Source organism: Pseudomonas sp. (genome assembly GCF_030684895.1).
In the GTDB taxonomy this organism is placed as follows: Bacteria; Pseudomonadota; Gammaproteobacteria; order Pseudomonadales; family Pseudomonadaceae; genus Aquipseudomonas.
In genome coordinates, this window is the sequence record NZ_JAUXXP010000054.1 from 110,376 (window position 1) to 126,859 (window position 16,484).

Genomic DNA, 16,484 nt, shown 5'->3' on the forward strand with positions numbered 1-16,484 from the left:
CTGTTCAAATCTGACGAGGCGTGCTAAAACCTTTTTATCTAGTGATCTAGCCGCTTGAAAAAGAAGGGAAAACCATGACCAAGTCGGAGTTGATCGAGCGCATCGTCACCCATCAGGGGCAGCTCTCGTCCAAGGATGTCGAGCTGGCGATCAAGACCATGCTTGAGCAAATGTCGCAGGCGCTGTCGACCGGGGACCGCATCGAGATTCGCGGCTTTGGCAGTTTCTCACTCCACTATCGCGCGCCGCGCGTCGGGCGTAATCCGAAAACGGGTGACTCTGTCAGGTTGGATGGCAAGTTTGTGCCGCATTTTAAGCCGGGGAAGGAGTTGCGGGATCGGGTTAATGAGGATGAGTAGCGAAGCCTGAGTCGCCACAGTGCGTTTTTATTGTCCTTAGTACTGCCATTTTTCTAACGCCAATTTTTGCAAGAGTGGACTGATTCCGAGTCTGTGTCATGTCATAATATTCTCCCTCGCGTGCTTATGGCAGTTCATGTCTGCTGCTTTCTATCGTTCGGTCATGGACGTTGCCGTTCTGAGTTAATGGATTAGCGATGTATTTCTCCTTCCTTAGTTTCTTTCATCATGGCGCCGTGTCAGGCAGGCTTTTATCTGTCATCACCGCTTATAAGTTCTGTCGGTGGTTTGTGAGCCGACTGTGGATTTCAGTACATAATTTTCGCTCGAGATAAGGGGCGGTTGGCGCAGGACAACTCGCTATCGAATTCGCTCTTGATTGCATTGGTTTTTTGGGCGTGTTCGCTGATGAGCACCATGGTTTGCTACTCATGGGTTGACCAGGTCGAAGGCACTATTTTCCGGCAAATCCAGCGCTTTGGCTCGCGGGGGATATGAGAAATTGACGGGCTGCGCTATGTCATTCGTGCTCAAGTGCATATCATAGCCGGTTAGGCGGCCCATACCGAACAGATGGTGTTGGGGGCGTTTATGGGCGGGGGGTGAAAAGGGCCAGTCGAATTTTTTGTCCACAGTGATCCTGCGGTCAAACAGCAATTAGCAGGTGTTCTGTGTAAGTGTTGCAGCGAAAGCATAGCCGTTGTTGGGATAGTGATTTCTTAAAGTGTTGAAAATGGAGAGTGATTGTGAAAGCTGACTCGCTGCAGGCGTGTATCGATAAATTCAAAAGTAGAGATGCAGTTATTGGGATTGTTGGTCTCGGTTATGTTGGCCTGCCTTTGATGCTGCGTTACAACGCGATTGGCTTTCGCGTGCTGGGTGTCGACATTGATACTAGCAAGGTCGAGATGCTCAACGCAGGCCGCAGCTATATCGAGCATATAGCCTGTGAGCATGTTGCCAAGGCGCGTAACTCAGGCTTCGAAGCGACTTGCGATTTTCGTCGTGCTAGCGAGTGCGATGCGCTCATTCTCTGTGTGCCGACGCCACTAAACAAGTATCGCGAGCCAGACATGAGCTTCGTGATTGATACCACGAACGCCATTAAACCCCACCTGCGTGCTGGCCAGATCGTGTCGCTTGAAAGCACTACCTATCCGGGTACTACCGAGGAAGAGTTGCTGCCGCGTGTGCAGGAAGGCGGTCTGACGGTGGGTGAAAGTATCTACCTAGTCTATTCGCCAGAACGAGAAGACCCGGGCAATCCGGATTTCGAGACGCGTACCATTCCTAAGGTCATCGGCGGGCATACTGCCAACTGCCTGCAAGTCGGTATCGCGCTCTATGAGCAGGCGATAGATCAGATCGTGCCGGTTAGCTCGACCAAGGCTGCGGAGATGACCAAGCTATTGGAAAATATCCATCGTGCGGTGAATATCGGTCTGGTCAACGAGATGAAGATTGTCGCTGATCGTATGGGAATCGACATCTTCGAAGTTGTGGATGCGGCGGCGACTAAGCCCTTCGGTTTTACCGCCTATTACCCTGGCCCCGGTCTTGGTGGGCACTGCATCCCGATTGACCCCTTCTACCTAACTTGGAAAGCCCGCGAGTATGGGTTGCACACGCGCTTTATTGAGCTTTCTGGTGAGATCAATCAAGCGATGCCTGAGTATGTGCTGGGTAAATTGATGGACGGCCTCAATGATCTGGGGCGAGCTCTCAAAGGCAGCCGGGTGCTAGTGCTCGGTATTGCCTACAAAAAGAACGTCGACGATATGCGCGAATCACCTTCCGTGGAAATCATGGAGCTTATCGAGGCCAAGGGTGGGATCGTTGCCTATAGCGATCCGCACGTCCCCGTGTTTCCGAAGATGCGCGAGCACCATTTCGACCTGTCCAGCGAGACGCTCACTGCCGAGAGCTTGGCCAGTTTCGACGCTGTGGTACTTGCTACGGATCATGACAAATTCGACTACGCACTGATTCAGACCCATTCGCGCCTGGTTATTGATAGTCGCGGTAAATACCGGGCGCCGCAGGCGAACGTTATTAAAGCTTAATTGTTTTTTTGCGCACAGCGTACTGGGCAGGCAGATTGCCCAGTGTGATGTGCCTCACCCGTTCACGAGAGACAGTATGAAACGATTTGCCCTTATCGGCGCTGCCGGCTACATCGCCCCGCGCCATATGCGTGCCATCAAGGACACCGGCAACGAGCTGGCCTGTGCCTACGACATCAATGATTCGGTCGGCATTATCGACAGCCTTTCGCCGCAGAGCGAGTTCTTCACTGAGTTCGAGCGATTCTATGACCATGCCTGGCGACTGAAGCGTGATCCGGCGTCTGCTCTCGATATCGTTTCGATCTGCTCGCCCAACTACCTGCACCATGCGCATATTAATGCCGGCCTGCGCCTGGGTTGTGACGTGATCTGCGAAAAGCCCCTGGTGCCGAGCGCGGCCATGCTTGATGACCTACTTCTCACCGAGAAGGAAACCGGTCGCCGTCTGTACAACATCCTACAGTTGCGCCATCACCAGGCGATCATCGATCTGAAACAGCAGGTCGAAGCGGGAAAGCAGGACCACAAGCACGAAGTCGAGTTGACCTACATCACCAGCCGCGGCAAGTGGTACATGGAAAGCTGGAAGGGCGACCCACGCAAATCCTTCGGCGTGGCCACCAATATCGGTGTGCATTTCTACGACATGTTGCACTTCATCTTCGGCAAGCTGCAGCGCAACGTTGTGCACTACGTCAACGAGTTCAAGGCAGCAGGCTACCTGGAGTATGAGAACGCGCGGGTGCGCTGGTTCCTCTCCATCGACGCCAACGACCTGCCGGACTCGGTCAAGGGCAAGAAGCCGACCTATCGCTCGATCACCTGTGATGGTGCTGAAATCGAGTTTTCCGAAGGCTTTACCGACCTGCACACCGTCAGCTACCAGGCCATTCTCGATGGCAAGGGCTACGGCATTGAGGATGCGCGGCACTGCGTTGAAACTGTGGAGACCATCCGCACCCTGGCGCCGAGCCGCGCCCAGGATGGCGAAGGCCACCCGTTCCTTGCGCGACTGGGTTGAACCATGAGCCATTCTCAGCACCCTAGCGCCATCGTCGATGAGGGCGCGCAGATTGGCGAAGGCTCGCGCGTCTGGCACTTCGTGCATGTCTGTGGCGGCGCGCGCATCGGGCAGGGCGTGTCCTTGGGGCAAAACGTCTTCGTCGGCAACAAGGTCGTCATCGGCGACAACTGCAAGATCCAGAACAACGTCTCGGTCTATGACGGCGTCACCCTGGAAGAGGGTGTGTTCTGTGGCCCAAGCATGGTCTTCACCAACGTCTACAACCCGCGCTCGCTGATCGAACGTAAGAGCGAATACCGCGACACCCTGGTGAAGAAGGGAGCCACGCTCGGCGCTAACTGCACCATCATTTGCGGCGTGACCATCGGCGAGTTCGCCTTCGTCGGCGCCGGCGCGGTGATCAACAAGGACATTCCCGCTTATGCCCTGGTGGTCGGCGTGCCGGCGCGACATATTGGTTGGATGAGCGAATTCGGTGAACAGCTGGAGCTGCCTCTGCAAGGTGAGGGCAGTGCGCCCTGCATCCACACTGGGGCGCGTTACGTGCTGCGTGGCAGCATTTTGAGCAAGGAGAGCGTGGCGTGATCGAGTTCATCGACCTTAAGGCCCAGCAGGCGTTGATCAAGGAAAAAATCGACGCCGGCATCCAGTGCGTGCTGGATCACGGTCAATACATCCTGGGCCCGGAAGTAGGCGAGCTGGAAGAAAAGCTCGCGGCCTTCGTCGGCGCTAAATACTGTATTAGCGTTGCCAATGGCACTGATGCCTTGCAGATTGCGCAGATGGCATTGGGTATCGGGCCGGGGGATGAGGTCATCACGCCCGGTTTCACCTATATAGCCACTGCCGAAACCGTCGCGCTACTTGGTGCCAAGCCGGTTTACGTGGATGTGGATCCGCACACCTACAACTTGGATCCGGAGCTGCTCGAAGCAGCTATCACGCCACGTACTAAGGCGATCATCCCGGTATCGCTGTACGGTCAGTGCGCTGATTTCGACGCTATCAATGCCATTGCCGCGCGGCATGGCATCCCAGTCATTGAGGACGCCGCGCAGAGCTTCGGTGCCACCTATAAAGGCAAGCGCTCCTGCAACCTGACGACCATCGCCTGCACCAGCTTCTTCCCCAGCAAACCGCTAGGTTGTTACGGCGACGGCGGGGCGATCTTCACCAATGACGAAGAGCTGGCGAAAGTGCTGCGGCAGATCGCACGCCATGGCCAGGACCGCCGCTACCACCACATCCGCGTCGGCGTGAACAGTCGGCTGGACACTTTGCAGGCTGCCATTTTGCTGCCCAAGTTGGAGATATTTCCGTGTGAGCTGGAGCAGCGGCAGCAAGTGGCACAGCAATACCAGCGTTTGCTTGAGGCGGCCGGCATTGCGACTCCTTTTGTGGCAACGCATAACGTCAGTGCCTGGGCGCAATTTACGGTACAGGTGGATGAGCGCGATGTCGTTCAGGAAACGCTAAAGACTGCCGGTATACCAACGGCCGTGCACTATCCAATACCTTTGAACAAGCAGCCCGCCGTGGCTGATGCTCATGCGTTTCTGCCGGTCGGCGATGCTATTGCTCAGCGTGTAATGAGCCTGCCGATGCATCCATACATGAGTGTGGGTGACATAGAGAAGATTGCAGAGTCTCTGTCCTGCATATAGTTAAGGCGGTCAATGTTCGCTAGCCATAAAAATTTCTTGAACTGCTAAAGCGGAGATGCCGTGTGGGATCTATAGGTTATCGTCCTGATATTCAAGGGCTTCGCGCTATAGCAGTATTGTCTGTAATTGTATTTCATTTCAATTCATCTTGGCTTCCAGGTGGGTTTGTAGGTGTTGATATATTCCTGGTTATTTCAGGTTTTCTAATTTTTAATATACTGCTGAATGAGATAAGTAGATCAGATTGTGATTTTGCTCAAGTTTTCAAGCGCTTCTACTTGAGCCGTTTCAAGCGTATTGTGCCTGCCTATTTTGTAATGCTTGTTATTGTTTCTTGGGTTGCGGCAGTTTTTTTCTTGCCGCAGGACATGGGTGATTACAGAAAGAGCTTGAGTAGGGCGGCATACTTTAATAGTAATAACTACTTCTCTGAGTTCGGTGATTATTTCTCTTCAGCTATTTACGAACAGCCGTTATTACATACGTGGTCTCTGGCAGTAGAGGTTCAGTTTTATATTTTAGTGCCGCTGTTGGTTTTGTTTTTTTCTGCTAGAAGCCTTAAATGGTTGCTTGTTGCATTTCTTGTGTTTTTTACAGCGGTTGCAGAATATCGCCTCCGGATTCTTGGTGTTGAGCAAGAAACTTACTATAGCCTCTATTCTAGACTTCCTGAGTTTTTCGCTGGAGGCCTAGTTGCGTTGTACGTAAATTTTAAAGCAAGGGGTAGTAAGTGGTTCGGTTCTGCAGGGCTTCTGCTGATTTGCTTTGCACTCGTTTTCATGCCATTTCTAGGCCCGTTTCCAGGTATTTTGGCTCTTCTGCCTGCGTTGGCGGTTTCGCTGGTATTGCTCTTTCCATTGGAGGGTGCAGTTAAACTAGTCCTAGTTAATCCGTTGATGGAGTGGGTGGGGAAGCTTTCTTATTCTCTATATTTATGGCATTGGCCTATATTGGCTATATTGCGATATTACACGGGGGATGAGGTGCTTGATCTGTCGTTCTCATTAATCTTTTTGATTCTTACATTGTTAATGTCTATTGCTTCATATTGGTTGGTCGAGAAGTCTTTTCGTGAAAGTTCCTCTGGTTCGAACCATATTTATGCCTATGGCGCATTGTTTATTGTAGCGCTAGTGGTAGGCAAAAACGTAAAGCATCTTAATGAGTTGTTCTCACCTGAACTGGGTGTTGAATATAAACGATATGCAGATCAGGCCGTTATTTGTCATGGGAGCATGACAGGTGACTGTGCAGTTGGTGATTTGAAAAGCAATAATCAAGTATTAGTTATTGGGGACTCCCATGCAGCAATGTTGAATGTTTTTTTTGATTATTTGGGAGAGGAACTGAGTTTCAAGGCTAAGGTCGTAAGTGCCAGTAGCTGTGTGCCGATACTTAATTTTGACTATAAGCGTATCGACGAATTTTCTCGATATGATTGTCGTTCACAAATCGAAAGCGTTAAAAATTTAGTTCGAGAGTCCTCGGTTATATTCCTTGCTGCAAAATGGTCTTGGCATTTGGAGTCTTCGAGCTTTGAATATGCATTGAGCAGTTTTTTGCAAAAACAGAGCCAGATGGGTAAAAAAATCTATCTAATCGCCCAGGTGCCGCTACTCTCGCAAAATCCATTGAGAGCGTTGCGGTTCAAAGAGCTTGGTTTACCTTATGGCATTGAGGTTGATACCAGTTATCAGTTAGGTAATGAAGAACTGAGATTTTATGCTGAAAAATATGCGGGTATATATTTTTTAAAATTTGAAAATTCGGGTTTTTTCTCAAAGGTGCCTTTTTATAAAGGTGATCTAATATATCTTGATAAAGATCACCTGAATCAGGTGGGTGCTGAGAATTATGCACGTGTGGTGCTTCCTTACTTCAAACAGGCGTTGCATCGATGAAGTAAGTGCTTTTGTTTTAAAAAAAGTTAGAGAGTGTTGGTTTCATAGGCTCTAGTATCAGTGAGTAAGCTGCTTTTGGTAGCATGTCAGGATATTATGAAAATTATTAGTGAGCTATTTAGGCGAATTCTTCCCAAAAGTGCTTTTGCAAAAAGTGTAATGACGCTGATGACCGGTACGGGCTTGGCTCAGTTGTTGCCTGTTATTCTGTCCCCCATTGTTACTAGACTTTACACGCCGCAAGAGTTTGGAACATTTGCCTTATATGTATCAATATGTGCGATTTTGGCAGTTTTCGTGACGGGTAAGTATGAGTTGGCAATAGTTGTTCCAAAAAATAGCGGTGAGGCAATCAATCTTGTCGCAGTTACATTTTTTTTAAGTTTTACTGTAAGTGTTTTTCTACTTTGTGTTGTATTGGCCTGGGGGCAGGGGGTCGCTCAGCTTCTCGGCCATCCTGAATTTAGTTCATGGCTCTATCTTGTGCCGTTTGCGACTTTTATTTTGGGTTGCTACTACGCACTAAATTTCTGGACAAATCGTAGATCCAATTACACAAGCATGGCGATTAGTCGAGTGGTGCAGAGTGGGGCCGGTAGCGCTATGCAGCTTGCTGCCGGGGTTTCCAAGGTCGGACTATTGGGTTTGATCCTCGGGCAATTACTTGGGCAGCTGCTCTCGACCTTATACCTTGCGGTATCGCTGCCGCGCGAAGATCGCAATTTGTTTCGGCGTATCACATTCAAGCGCATGAAGTGCGTTGCGCGCAGACATATTGGCTATCCAAAATTTATGGTGCCAGGCCAGGCGATGAGCGTAGGTGCTACCGAGATGCCCTTGATAATGCTGACAGTTTTTTTTGGTGCAGGTGTCGCTGGGCTTTATTCGTTGGCTCAGCGCATTATGGCGGCTCCCTTAAGCCTTGTGGCGAATGCTATTGGTGATGTTTATCGTCAGCAAGCGGCAACTCAGTACGCGAATAATGGGGAATGCTTAGATGTTTTTATTGGTTCGCTCAAGCGTTTAGTGATCTTTGCTTTTCTGCCGATGCTGCCAGTTTTGTTTTTCGGCCCCTGGATTTTCGCTTTCGTGTTTGGCGATGCATGGCGTGCGGCGGGTGAAATAGCATCACTGTTATCTGTTCTTGTATTCTTTCAAACATTATCTTCCCCATTGAGCAGCACGGTATTGCTCCCAGGCTGGTTGCGTCTGGATTCTGTGTGGCAGTTTGCACGACTGTGTACTGCTGCGCTGGTTTTTTATATCAGTGACTATGCCGGGGTTAATTATAGCGTCGCTATTGGTGCGCATGTGGGGGCATTTTCATGTCTGTACTTGCTGCATTCTTATTTTCAATACCGGGCTGCGAAAGGTCGATTGTAATTAGATCTTCTGAGGAAAAGTATGATCGTTCGATTTAGTTGGCGCCTTTGGGTGGCCATTATTGCGTCTGTTGCTGCGGTGGCCTTCGTTGCAGAAATGGTTAATGTTGATCAAAAAGCGCATACGCAAAACTTGGTCTGGTTAAAGACAGATAGCTTAAAGTTAGACCGTGATTTCTCCAGTCTTCTGGTGCAGTTGCCCGGTTCGGATGAGAAAAGAGTTGGAGTCAAGATTTATGATGAGAATAATTGGCAAGTCTACCGAGCTTATCCGAGTGGACATCTGGATGTTTTCTTCAATAATGCAGAAGGTCGTACCCAGCGTTTGAGCCTATCGGCGGGATGGCGGCGCGATTCCTATCCTATGTTGATGATGTCGGTGCCGGGGCGTCTGTTTTTTGTCGGTTACGATGTCGTGCGCAATGTGCCGTCTGGACGCAGTCTTTCTGTTACTCAGCCAGGCTTTGATGTATACGAGCTTACCCAGGATACGCAGGGCGAGCCGCGTGTGTTGGCCGCAGGAGTGGATCTTGGCGGTGGGCTAGATTCTATTGTTTATGGGCGTGTACTGGGGGAGAAGATCACGCTCTGTGCTGAAAAGAAATGTGCGGATATTAATTCTCGCGATAAGGTCAAGCAGTGGTCCCTTGATGAGCTCAGTGGTTATGAGTTTGTGGAGGTTGCATTTGGAACTGATTCGGCCTACGCGCTGGTTCGCCAGCAGTGGGACGACCGCGTGAATGGCGAACTTACTGCAGATAATTCGAAACTGTTTCTAGCGACCCTTTCTGAAAAGGGAGCTGTTTTAGAGCCTTTAGCTACCAATGGCATTCCATACGCTCTTCTTGTTGGCGAAAACAACGCTTCATGGAAAGTAGCCAGCTCGCCAAGCGAGTTGAGTGAGCTGCTGCTGTATGAGTTTTCGCGGATGCCTAGCGGTGGTTTGATCAGCTTCGGTGACAATAACCTGGAAGGGCGTGTTGCTTGGAATCAGGTGTACTACCTCAATGGGCTGATTTCTTTAGCGCAAGATGGACTGGGAATTTCTTCTCCGGAACTAGTAGCCTACGCACGCCAGCGGGTTCGCGCGGAAGTCGATCTAATTGCCCGATTGGCTGAGAGTGATTATCCAGGTTATCGGGTAAAGCGTTATTCAATTGATCGAGAACCATTGCTATTTTCTTTGCATCTTGGTCGCATTGCCGATTTGCTCGCGCGAGCTGAACGTGCGGGTTTGGGATCTTCGGCTGTAACAAGTGCGCTGGCAAAGATCAGGAAGGAGCTGCTTTCTTTTGAGCATACAGTCGAGCATCCAGTTGCTTGTGAGTTAGCAGAAGTGAGTAATTGTCGAACTCTTTCATACCGTCAAGGATATCCATTCTGGGCTGACGGAGTAAATGTTCCGTTCAACTACGTATCAGGTTATGTTGGCGGTTTGTTGGCGGTTACCGAGGATACGGTTAGTTATAATTTTGCCGTTGATCTTATGAAGCCACTGCAGGTGGTGGAGAAATTTTCCGAATTACCGCAGAAATGGCGCTATTGGGCATTCGATGGGCAGGTGGGTTGGAGCTATTCGACAGGCAAGTCGCTAAATACGACAGATTGGGTGGGTAATCATGCGGGGTTAGATGTTGCGCATATTACGTATCGAAGTATGGATGCCGCTAGTTTAGTAACCCTGTATCAGCGCCGACCAGATGTGGCTGATGCAGTACTGGTTGCTCACATGAAGCAGTTGGTTTCTACAGGAATGCTCCTTCCGTCAGTGAATGAAGCGCTTTATGTTGCGGGTTCGGTTTCGCTTCTTGATGTGAATGTTGCCAAACGGTTTTCTAGAAGTGCTCAGGCCTGGCAGATCCAGTCGCAGGTATGGGCGCTATCTGATTTGGTAGGCATTGACAGGCGATAGTGCTCTTATGGAAAATAATATTATGAATTCCGTAATCTTGAGTCAGTTGGTGATCGAGACTCCTTCTCTCTCCATGTTCTTTCTATTCAATGTATTTTGCACATTTCTAGTCGCTGCGCTCTGTTTGTTAAGATTCTTGAAGTCTGAATATGTTCTGGCGAGGTTGTCATTCTGCTTTGCGCTATTCATTTTTGTGTTCTACCAGGTGCCCTTGGTGTTGTTCTCTGCGCAAGTTGAGGCTTCACTTCAGTATTATTGGTTTTATGCGTTTACAGTTAATGCTGGGAGTGTGCTTCTAGTTTTGTGGGGTGTCTTCAGTCGTCGATTGGATGTCAATCAAGATGTGGTTTTTTATTCTGTGCAGCAATTGCGTATTTATTTATTAACGCTTTTTATTGGTTGTGTTTGTTTAGTTGTCTATCTTTCGGGTGTCCCCTGGACTTGCACCGGCCTGTTTGCGCTGATGTTCGACCCCTGGCTTACATTGCTTGCTCGAGAGTTCGGTGTGAAACTGATCGGTTCAGGCTTTTCGACTTATCTGTTAGGGGCTTATGCAAACGCGGTTGCGCCAATTTTGGTGCTGCTTTCTGTCTGGTTGATCAGGGAGGCTTTACTCCAGCGTCGAGTGCTGAATGGTATTGTCGGAATGCTGGGGGGGGTGTTCGCAATAACTGCTGTACTTGTGAGTGGCACCAAAGGGCTTTTAATACCTTCAATGCTTATGCTGGTTGTGGGTTGTTACTTCTGGTGTAGAACTTGGTCTTCTCGCATTGTTACCATTGTCTTTGCTGTAGTCTTTGTAATATCTACTCTTGTGTCCTTCGAGCTGCTGAAAGAGCGTGGTACTAATGTGGGTGGCGCATACGATTTTGCTGCTTGTTCGGTAGAGGTCGGAACCTGTCACCAGAGTCGCGAGTTGTTGGAATCTATGACTGCTCGTGACTATTCGCTGGGATTGCCGGGCGCTTTTGTCAAGCCGCTTCAGGCGCGGCTAGATTGCTTGTGCGCTGGCGGAGACGACACAAGTTGCCCATCAGCTGTCTTGAATGGCTCAATTATGGAGCGAGTTGATAAGCATGAGCGGTCATTGACTTTCATCAGCGCGATATTCAACCGCATGTTGGTAGTGCCCTTCCAAGTCTCGATATGGAACTTTATGTATGCCGAGTCCGAGCAGGTTGATGGCCTGAAAACGCTACCTTTTGCTAGGCGTTTGCTGGGGGAGTCACTCAATATGCCGGAACTGGTTTATCAGAAGTATGGTTCTGTTTACTCTGGTGGTGACAGGACTAGCACGAGTACTGCGCCCACAAGTTTTTTCCTTGCCTACCCTGCTTATCTAGGATTTGGTGGGTTTTTACTCGCTCTGGCACTCGTCATTGCACTTGATCTATTCCTCGCGAAGTTGGCGCGCGTTGTCTGTATGTCATTAGTGCCTCTGTTAGTAGGTGCTGTTTTAATCATGTGCATGAATTTTATGACTTCAGATTTTATAACTGTACTTATTTCTCACGGTGGGGTGGCTGGAATAATAATGCTGCTGATCCATGCGCTATTGCTCAAGAGAGTTTCATGAAGAATCGTCCGCAGATAAAGAAGGTCCTGCATTTAACCCATACGGACATAGAGTTCGACTCTCGAATCCTCAAAGAAATGGGCGCATTGGCCACCGCTGGTTATACAGTCAGTGGTATTGGTGTCGTCCTGGATGAGGGGGCGCAGAAGACCGCAGTTCCCTTTGAGGCGAACATCACGGCGCTCAATCTGCGCTCGCGTAAGCTGACTTTTCTGCCTCGCACCTTGCGGCATGTCGTCACGCTGTTGGAGCTGGTCGGCAAGATGCTGCCACGTGCGGTTCGCGAGCGCCCCGATGTTATTCACTGTCACGACACCTTGGTACTCCCGCTTGGTTGCATCGTCAAATGTCTGACTGGCGCCAAGCTGGTCTACGACGCTCATGAGCTAGAGTCCAACCGCAATGGGTTGACTAAGCTGCAAGGTGCTTTGACGTTACACATGGAAAAACTCCTTTGGCGTTTTGTTGATGCTTTGATCGTGGTGAGTCCATCCATTGAGCGTTGGTACCAAGAGAACATTGGCCCAAAACGCTCGGCGGTGATTCTAAATGCGCCCTTGTTTTTTGATGCGCGACACCAGGATGAAGATTATTTGCGAAAGACGTTTTCCATACCGGTCGAGAGCAAGATTTTCATTTATGTGGGTATCCTCGGTCACGGTCGAGGTATTGATCTGCTGACCGAGGCTTTCAAAGATCCTCAGGTTTCGTCGCATGTGGTGTTCCTCGGTTACGGGGAATTGAGCGAGGAACTTAAGCGTCTAGCCGCTCAGCAACCGAACCTGCATGTGCATGACGCCGTACCGCACTCTCAGGTTGTGCCTATCGCGCAATCTGCAGACTTTGGCCTGTGCCTGGTTCGGGATGTCTCGCTCAGTGACTATTACTGTCTGCCGAACAAGCTCTTCGAATATTGCTTCGCAGGTGTTCCGGTGTTGGCCTCAGACTTTCCTGATATTCGCGCATTGCTCGCAGAGTATGGCGTAGGCGAATGCTGTAAACTCCAGGCCCACGATGTTCGCGACGCCATCTTGAGGCTTGAACGCTCGCAATCAACATTCAAGTTCGCGGATCTGGCACCGTTGAGCTGGCAGGCGCAGGAACTGAAGTTGGTGGAGCTGTACCAGCAGAGCCTGTCGGCGACCAATCACTGAAATTTTGGGGGCATGCTAGTTGTGCGTCATGCCCAGACGGATATATGCAGATTTGGGAAGGGCTGGTGCTCCGGTGCAAATTCGGTGGTTTCCAGCAGCCCCTCATAGGGCTTGGTGTTCGCCCAGACTACGACCCGCTGTGTCGGTAGCGGGAAAACCTAATTGATACGGGCTGTGTTATGTGCGGAATTTTTGGTTTTATTGCCAGGGAAAAAGTTAACAAAGAAAGTTTGATGACGTTGGCTCTACATGCTAGACAGCGTGGGCGTGATTCCAGCGGTCTGATCTATGCGGATCGTTCGGGTTATCAAGTCAAACGAGCCGACTACGACATCAAAAAGCTGATCTCCCAGGTCAAACCTTTTGAGTCTGCTTTCGTCTTTGGTCATAGCCGTTTGATCACTAACGGTCTTTCCGACAACCAGCCGGTTGTTCGTGGCGATATTTGTGTTATCCACAACGGCATCATCGTGAATGATGCTGAGGTGTGGAATCACATCAAGCCCACCCGTGCTCTCGAAATCGATAGTGAGGTGATTGCTGCCATCACCGAGCAACACCTGGATGAGTCGGGTGACGATCTCGATGGATTGGCGCAAAAAGTGCTGAATTTGTGTGTGGGGGTTGTTGCCTGTGCCATTGTTATTCCCCGTTTAGGCAAGGCACTACTGTTCTCAAACAATGGCAGCCTCTATGTTGGTACAGCTCAGGAGGGGGTCTGTTTTTCTTCGGAAATGTTTCCGCTTAGTCAGATTGGCTGCTCGGATATCAAGCAAGTCAAGCAAGACGCCGTTGTCTTGGATTTACCTATTTCCTCAGAGGTCAGTGTTTCCGACGATAATCAGCGTGTTCACAACCTGATTCCGCCTTTTCAATTTATTTCGTCTGAAGAAAAGCAACTGCTCTATCCTCAGCCGAACCTGCGTCGTTGCACCCGCTGCATTCTGCCGGAGACGATGCCGTTCATCGCTTTCGATGCGGACGGTGTGTGCAACTACTGCCACACCTACACCCCGCGCAATGTACCGAAGCCAAAGGAAGAACTGTTCAATCTCGTAGAGGGCTACCGTCGCGCCGGTGCTACCGACTGTATCGTGCCGTTCTCTGGCGGCCGTGATAGCTGCTACGGGCTGCATCTGATTGTTAAAGAGCTGAAGATGAATGCGGTCACCTATACCTATGACTGGGGGATGGTGACCGATCTTGGTCGGCGCAATATCAGCCGGATGAGCGCTGAGCTGGGTGTGGAAAACATCATCGTTGCCGACGATATCGCCAAGAAGCGCAGGAATATTGCCGTCAACCTCAAAGCTTGGTTGAAGGCTCCGCATCTAGGGATGATCAGTATCCTGACTTCCGGTGATAAGCACTTCTTCCGCCATATCGAGACGGTGAAAAAGCAGACTGGAGTGAGCCTGAACCTCTGGGGGGTTAACCCACTGGAAGTGACTCACTTTAAAGCCGGCTTTCTTGGTGTGCCGCCGGACTTCGAAGAGAAACGCGTGTATATGCACGGCTGGCAAAAGCAGATGGAATATCAGAGCTTGCGTTTCAAGGCGATGCTCAAGAGTCCCGGCTATTTTAATAGCTCGCTGTGGGACACCTTGTCGGGTGAGTACTACCGTAGTTTTACTGAGAAGAAGGACTACTACCACATCTTTGATTACTGGCGCTGGGACGAGAAGACCATCGATGACACGCTGATCAACGATTATGGTTGGGAGCTTGCAGTCGATACCAGCACCACTTGGCGTATCGGTGACGGTACTGCAGGTCTGTACAACTATATCTATTACCTCGTTGCCGGTTTCTCTGAGCACGACACTTTCCGCAGCAACCAGGTTCGTGAAGGTGAGATTACTCGCGAGCGAGCACTCGAACTAGTGCGTGAGGAAAACCGCCCGCGTTACCAGAATATTCGTTGGTACCTCGATGCACTCGGAATGGACTTCACCGAGGTGATCAAGATCGTCAATTCCATCCCGCGGCTCTACAACGATTGACGGGGTGGCGGAGCATATGAACAAGACGATCTGGTATGTAACGAAGTACTTTTCCCCCAAGACCAGTACCAGCCCAGGGGGCCGAGGCTGGTTCCTGGTGGATGAGATGAGCCGTGCCGGGCATCAGGTTGTTGTGATCAGTTCGGATTCCAATAATCTGGTGGACCTTCCTGTGCTTCGTGAAAGGGTAACGGTGCTGGATGAGGGCAGGGTCAAAATCGTTTGGCTGAAAACGATGAAGTACTCGGTCGCCAAATCACTACGTCGGATCTTGAGTTGGTTCCACTTCGAGTGGAATCTGTTCTGGCTCAACAAGAGCAAGCTGGAGCGCCCTGACGTTGTGATTGTCTCCAGCTTGTCATTGTTGACCATCCTCAACGGGTTGTTGTTGCGATTCAAATACCAGTGCCGTTTGGTGTTTGAAGTGCGCGACATTTGGCCGCTTACCATCGTCGAGGAGGGTGGCTTCAGTAACAACAATCCGTTTGTCAAAGGCTTGTCGTGGCTGGAGCGATTCGCCTACAGGAAGGCGGATGCAATCGTCGGAACTATGCCAAATCTATCCGCACATGTTCGTGCAGAGCTCGGTTATGACCGGCCAGTGTTTTGCATTCCCATGGGCGTGAGTCCAGAGCACCTTAACGACGTTGCTGAGCTTCCTAGGGAATATGTTGAACGCTACCTGTCCAGTAACAAGTTCAAAGTTGTGCACGCGGGGACCATCGGCATCACCAATGCCCTCGATGTGTTTTTTGCAACAGCAGAGGCCATGCGGGAGCAGGCAGATGTCGAATTTGTCATCGTCGGCGACGGTGCGCTGAAGGAAAGCTACGAGAAGCGGTATGGTGGCCTTCCCAACCTTGTTTTCGCGCCAAAGGTTCCGCGAAATATGGTGCACGCGGTGCTCGCAAAAGGAGACCTCCTGTACTTCTCGGTTCATGACTCGAAGGTCTGGGATTACGGACAGTCGCTGAACAAGGTCATCGATTACATGCTGGCCGCCAAGCCAGTGGTGGCCTCTTATAATGGATACCCGTCGATGATCAATGAGGCGGGTTGTGGCGTCTTCATCCCGGCCAACAGTGTCGATGCCCTGGTTTCCGCGATTTTTGAGATGAAATCGCGTAGCCAGGAGGAGCGCGAGCAAATGGGCGCTAGAGGCCGCGAATGGCTGTTGCAGAATCGTAGCTATTCGAAGCTGGCCACTGATTATCTTTCGATATTGTTCCAAGCTAACCCTAAGTAGGTCGGGTTTGTTGATATTAGGTGTGGGTTAGTTTGGGGGAAATAAAGGATATATAAAACTTAAGTGCTGTTATCTGGTTTTTCCAAAAAATTTGCATGTGTCATAGTATTTCTCATGGTTGGTAGGCCCCTCCCTCACCCCGAGGTGGCTCTAGTTTATGGTGGTAAGCCTTTACTGGCTTTAAGTGTAAGTGCATT

The 16,484-nt window shown here is 50.2% G+C and carries 12 protein-coding genes; all 12 read left to right on the forward strand.

The window, feature by feature from the left end; genetic code table 11:
- The first annotated feature begins 74 nt into the window (after window positions 1-74).
- The 12 genes from ihfB (at window position 75) to Q8M42_RS12470 (ending at window position 16,287) form a co-directional block, all read left to right on the forward strand.
- Window positions 75-359, forward strand: a complete 285-nt coding sequence (gene ihfB, locus Q8M42_RS12415; protein WP_090387490.1) for an integration host factor subunit beta — start codon at window positions 75-77, stop codon at window positions 357-359.
- A 761-nt stretch (window positions 360-1,120) separates the two neighbouring features.
- Window positions 1,121-2,422 carry a UDP-N-acetyl-D-glucosamine 6-dehydrogenase gene (wbpA, locus tag Q8M42_RS12420; protein WP_304863029.1) on the forward strand — a complete coding sequence of 434 codons (1,302 nt, stop codon included), beginning with the start codon at window positions 1,121-1,123 and terminating at the stop codon, window positions 2,420-2,422.
- A gap of 76 nt (window positions 2,423-2,498) precedes the next feature.
- Window positions 2,499-3,446: a Gfo/Idh/MocA family protein gene (locus Q8M42_RS12425; protein ID WP_304862750.1), complete on the forward strand. Its 948-nt coding sequence runs from the start codon at window positions 2,499-2,501 to the stop codon at window positions 3,444-3,446.
- Window positions 3,447-3,449: 3 nt separating this feature from the next.
- On the forward strand, window positions 3,450-4,034 hold the full coding sequence (gene wbpD / locus Q8M42_RS12430; RefSeq protein ID WP_304862753.1) for a UDP-2-acetamido-3-amino-2,3-dideoxy-D-glucuronate N-acetyltransferase: 585 nt from the start codon (window positions 3,450-3,452) through the stop codon (window positions 4,032-4,034).
- Window positions 4,031-5,113 (forward strand): DegT/DnrJ/EryC1/StrS aminotransferase family protein, encoded by a 1,083-nt coding sequence (locus Q8M42_RS12435; RefSeq protein ID WP_304862755.1) that lies wholly within the window; start codon window positions 4,031-4,033, stop codon window positions 5,111-5,113. The genes wbpD and Q8M42_RS12435 overlap by 4 nt, the downstream gene beginning before the upstream one ends.
- Before the next feature lie 62 nt (window positions 5,114-5,175).
- Window positions 5,176-7,014: an acyltransferase family protein gene (locus tag Q8M42_RS12440; protein WP_304862758.1), complete on the forward strand. Its 1,839-nt coding sequence runs from the start codon at window positions 5,176-5,178 to the stop codon at window positions 7,012-7,014.
- A 96-nt stretch (window positions 7,015-7,110) separates the two neighbouring features.
- Window positions 7,111-8,397 carry a lipopolysaccharide biosynthesis protein gene (locus Q8M42_RS12445; protein WP_304862761.1) on the forward strand — a complete coding sequence of 429 codons (1,287 nt, stop codon included), beginning with the start codon at window positions 7,111-7,113 and terminating at the stop codon, window positions 8,395-8,397.
- Window positions 8,398-8,418: 21 nt separating this feature from the next.
- Window positions 8,419-10,308 carry a hypothetical protein gene (locus Q8M42_RS12450; RefSeq protein ID WP_304862764.1) on the forward strand — a complete coding sequence of 630 codons (1,890 nt, stop codon included), beginning with the start codon at window positions 8,419-8,421 and terminating at the stop codon, window positions 10,306-10,308.
- Between the two features lie 22 nt (window positions 10,309-10,330).
- Window positions 10,331-11,884, forward strand: coding sequence for a hypothetical protein (locus Q8M42_RS12455; RefSeq protein WP_304862767.1), 1,554 nt, complete (start codon window positions 10,331-10,333; stop codon window positions 11,882-11,884).
- Complete coding sequence (locus Q8M42_RS12460; RefSeq protein WP_304862770.1) at window positions 11,881-13,038, forward strand: glycosyltransferase; 1,158 nt, start codon at window positions 11,881-11,883, stop codon at window positions 13,036-13,038. The genes Q8M42_RS12455 and Q8M42_RS12460 overlap by 4 nt, the downstream gene beginning before the upstream one ends.
- Before the next feature lie 179 nt (window positions 13,039-13,217).
- Complete coding sequence (locus Q8M42_RS12465; RefSeq protein WP_304862773.1) at window positions 13,218-15,041, forward strand: hypothetical protein; 1,824 nt, start codon at window positions 13,218-13,220, stop codon at window positions 15,039-15,041.
- Window positions 15,042-15,057: 16 nt separating this feature from the next.
- Window positions 15,058-16,287, forward strand: a complete 1,230-nt coding sequence (locus Q8M42_RS12470) for a glycosyltransferase family 4 protein (protein WP_304862776.1) — start codon at window positions 15,058-15,060, stop codon at window positions 16,285-16,287.
- Window positions 16,288-16,484 lie beyond the last annotated feature (197 nt).